The sequence below is a fragment of the Shinella sp. M27 genome (assembly GCF_049199905.1).
Classification (GTDB): Bacteria; Pseudomonadota; Alphaproteobacteria; order Rhizobiales; family Rhizobiaceae; genus Shinella.
Map to the genome: position 1 here is coordinate 1 of NZ_JBLZPK010000086.1, position 3,489 is coordinate 3,489.

Here is a 3,489-nt window from a genome sequence, read left to right on the forward strand (position 1 = left end):
CATGAAGATCGACGCCATCGACCTGCGCATCCTGGAAGCCATCCAGGAGAACGGGCGCATCACCAAGCTGGCGCTGGCGGAAAAGGCGGGCCTTTCCCCTACCCCCTGCTGGCTCAGGCTGCGCAAGCTGGAGAAGGCGGGTATCGTTTCCGGCTATCATGCGCGGGTGGCGGTGCGGCGCGTCGCACCGGTCGCGAGCGTCATGATGGAGGTGACGTTGGCCAACCACCGACAGGCGGATTTCGACCGGTTCGAGCGCGCGGTGACGGCAACACCGGAGATCGTTGCCTGCTGGTCGGTCGGCGGCGGGGTCGATTACATCCTGAAGATCATGGCGGCCGACATCGACGCCTACCAGCGCCTGGTCGACAGCCTGCTCGACCGCGAACTCGGTATCGAGCGCTACTTCACCTACATCGTCACCAAGACGGTGAAGGAGGAGACCGTTCTGCCGCTGGCAACCCTTCTGCCGGCCTCCGAATGAGGCTGCCGTAGAGAGATTGTCTATGGCCGGCCTCGGATTTGGCCAAAATCTCTGCCTGCCACCCCGGCAATAGACAATCTGCCGCCCGGCCTCTGGCAGACTCCTCTCAATCAGCCAGAGGAGGCCGCCATGACCGCCCAATTCGCCCGGACCACCTTTCACGACGCACTCGCCCGCCTCGCCGACCCTCACCTGCTGCGCGAACTGTCCTATGTCGGCGGCCGCTGGGTGGCCGGCCGTGACGGCAACAGTTTTGCCGTGACGGATCCCGCGTCGGGCGCGACGCTCGCCTGGGTCGCATCTCTCGACGCCGAGCAGACGGCGGAAGCCGTTTCGGCTGCCGCGCAGGCCTTCCCCGCCTGGCGGGACCTGCTGCCGCAGCAGCGATCCACCATCCTTCGCAAATGGCATGGCCTGATCCTAGAAGCGCGCGAGGACCTTGCGCTGCTGATGACGCTGGAACAGGGCAAGCCGCTCGCGGAATCGCGCGGCGAGATCGACTACGCCGCCTCGTTCATCGAATGGTATGCGGAGGAGGGAAAACGCCTCAACGCCGAGAGCGTGACGAGCCATCTGCCCGGCGCGGAGATGATCGTGCGCCGCGAGGCGCTCGGCGTCGTCGGCATCGTCACGCCGTGGAATTTCCCCTGCGCCATGATCACCCGCAAGGCTGCGGCGGCGCTTGCCGTCGGCTGCACCGTCGTCGCCCATCCCTCCAGCGAGACGCCGCTTTCGGCTTTGGCGCTGGCCGAACTCGGCGAGCGCGCCGGCCTTCCCGCCGGTGTCTTCAACGTCGTGACCGGCGATGCCGCAACCATTGTCGGCCGCATGAATGCCGATCCCCGCGTTCGTGCGCTCAGCTTCACCGGTTCGACGGAGATCGGCAAGCTGATCGCCGGCCAATGCGCGCCGACCATGAAACGGCTGGTGATGGAACTCGGCGGCCATGCCCCGCTGATCGTCTTCGCCGATGCCGATATCGACAAGGCGGCCGACATCGCCGTCAATGCCAAGTTCGCCACATCAGGCCAGGATTGCCTCGCGGCCAACCGCATCTATGTCGAGCGCCCCGTGCTCGCCGCTTTCACGAAGGCCTTCAAGACACGCATCGCGGCGCTCAAAGTCGGCGGCGGGCTTGAGGCGGGCGTCGAGATCGGCCCGCTGATGCATGAACGCGCTATCGCAAAGGTGGAGGAACAGGTGGCCGATGCGCTGAAGCACGGCGCGAAGCTCCTGACCGGAGGCAAGCGGCACACGGCAGGTTCGCTGTTCTATGCGCCGACGCTTCTGACGGATGTGCCCGACGACGCTCTCATCATGCGCAAGGAAACCTTCGGCCCCGTCGCCGTCGTCACGGCTTTCGACAGCGAGGCGGAAGTGGTCGCCCGCGCCAACGACACGGAATACGGTCTCGTCGCCTATATCGTCACCGAAAATGGCGCGCGCCAGATGCGCCTTGCCCGCGCGCTGGAATACGGCATGGTGGCGGTCAACCGCGTGAAGATCACCGGCGGACCGATCCCCTTCGGCGGCTGGAAACAATCCGGCCTCGGTCGCGAGGGCTCGCGCCATGGCATGGAGGCCTTCACCGAACTCAAATATCTCTGCATCGACACGGCTGCCTGACCCCGGCGCCAGCACTATACGAAAGGAAAAACCATGCTCGACGGAAACAACGAACTCACCGCCTGGGACCGCGACCACTTCTTCCATCCCTCGACCCATATGGGCATGCATGCCCGCGGCGAGACGCCGACCCGCATCATCGGCGGCGGCGAAGGGGTTTACATCACGGATACGACCGGCAAGACGAGCCTGGATGCCTTCGCCGGCCTCTATTGTGTCAATGTCGGCTACGGTCGCCAGAAGATTGCTGACGCGATCGCCGAGCAGGCCAAGAACCTCGCCTATTACCACGCCTATGTCGGCCACGGCACGGAAGCCTCTATCACACTCTCAAAGATGATCATCGATCGCGCGCCCGAGGGCATGAGCCGTGTCTATTTCGGCCTGTCCGGCTCGGATGCCAACGAGACCAACATCAAGCTGATCTGGTACTACAACAACGTCCTCGGCCGTCCCGCGAAGAAGAAGATCATCTCGCGCTGGCGCGGCTACCACGGCTCGGGCGTCATGACAGGATCGCTGACCGGCCTCGCCCTCTTTCACAATGCATTCGACCTGCCGCGCGCGCCGATCCTGCATACGGAAGCCCCCTACTTCTTCCGCCGCCCGGATCGGGCGATGGATGAGGAGCAGTTCTCGCAATATTGCGCCGACAAACTGGAAGAAATGATTCTTGCCGAAGGCCCGGAAACCGTCGCCGCCTTCATCGGCGAGCCGATCCTCGGCACCGGCGGCATCGTGCCGCCGCCGAAGGGCTATTGGCAGAAGATTCAAGCGGTGCTCGACAAGTACGACATCCTGCTCGTCGCCGACGAGGTCGTGACCGGCTTCGGCCGCCTCGGCACAATGTTCGGTTCGGATCACTACGGCATGAAGCCGGCGCTCATCACCATCGCCAAGGGCCTCACCTCGGCTTACGCGCCGCTCTCCGGCACCATCGTCTCCGACAAGGTCTGGGACGTGCTTGTCAAGGGTTCCGATGAGCTTGGCGCGATCGGCCATGGCTGGACCTACTCCTCGCATCCGATCTGCGCCGCCGCGGGCGTTGCCAATCTCGAACTCATCGACGAACTCGGTCTCGTCGAGAATGCCGGTTCCACCGGCGCCTATTTCCGCAGCGAACTCGCCAAGGCCGTCGGCGATCACAAACATGTCGGCGAGGTACGAGGCGATGGCCTGATGGCGGCCATCGAGTTCGTCGAAGACCGGGACGACCGGGCCTTTTTCGATCCGGGCAAAAAGATCGGCCCGCAGATCTCGGCCGCCCTTCTCGAACGCGGCGTCATCGGCCGCGCCATGCCGCAGGGTGATATCCTCGGCTTCGCCCCGCCGCTATGCCTCACCCGCGAGGAGGCCGATATCGTCGTCAAGGCAACAGC

At 64.5% G+C, this 3,489-nt stretch carries 3 protein-coding genes; all 3 read left to right on the forward strand.

All coding sequences use genetic code 11. The annotated features are described in order from the left end of the window. Position 1: 1 nt before the first annotated feature. Positions 2 to 484 carry an Lrp/AsnC family transcriptional regulator gene (locus ACOZK4_RS27195; protein ID WP_421594741.1) on the forward strand — a complete coding sequence of 161 codons (483 nt, stop codon included), beginning with the start codon at positions 2 to 4 and terminating at the stop codon, positions 482 to 484. Positions 485 to 613: 129 nt separating this feature from the next. Then, positions 614 to 2,110 carry an NAD-dependent succinate-semialdehyde dehydrogenase gene (locus ACOZK4_RS27200; protein ID WP_421594742.1) on the forward strand — a complete coding sequence of 499 codons (1,497 nt, stop codon included), beginning with the start codon at positions 614 to 616 and terminating at the stop codon, positions 2,108 to 2,110. 33 nt (positions 2,111 to 2,143) lie between these two features. After that, a partial coding sequence (locus tag ACOZK4_RS27205; RefSeq protein ID WP_421594743.1) for an aspartate aminotransferase family protein occupies positions 2,144 to 3,489 on the forward strand: 1,346 nt, incomplete at its 3' end.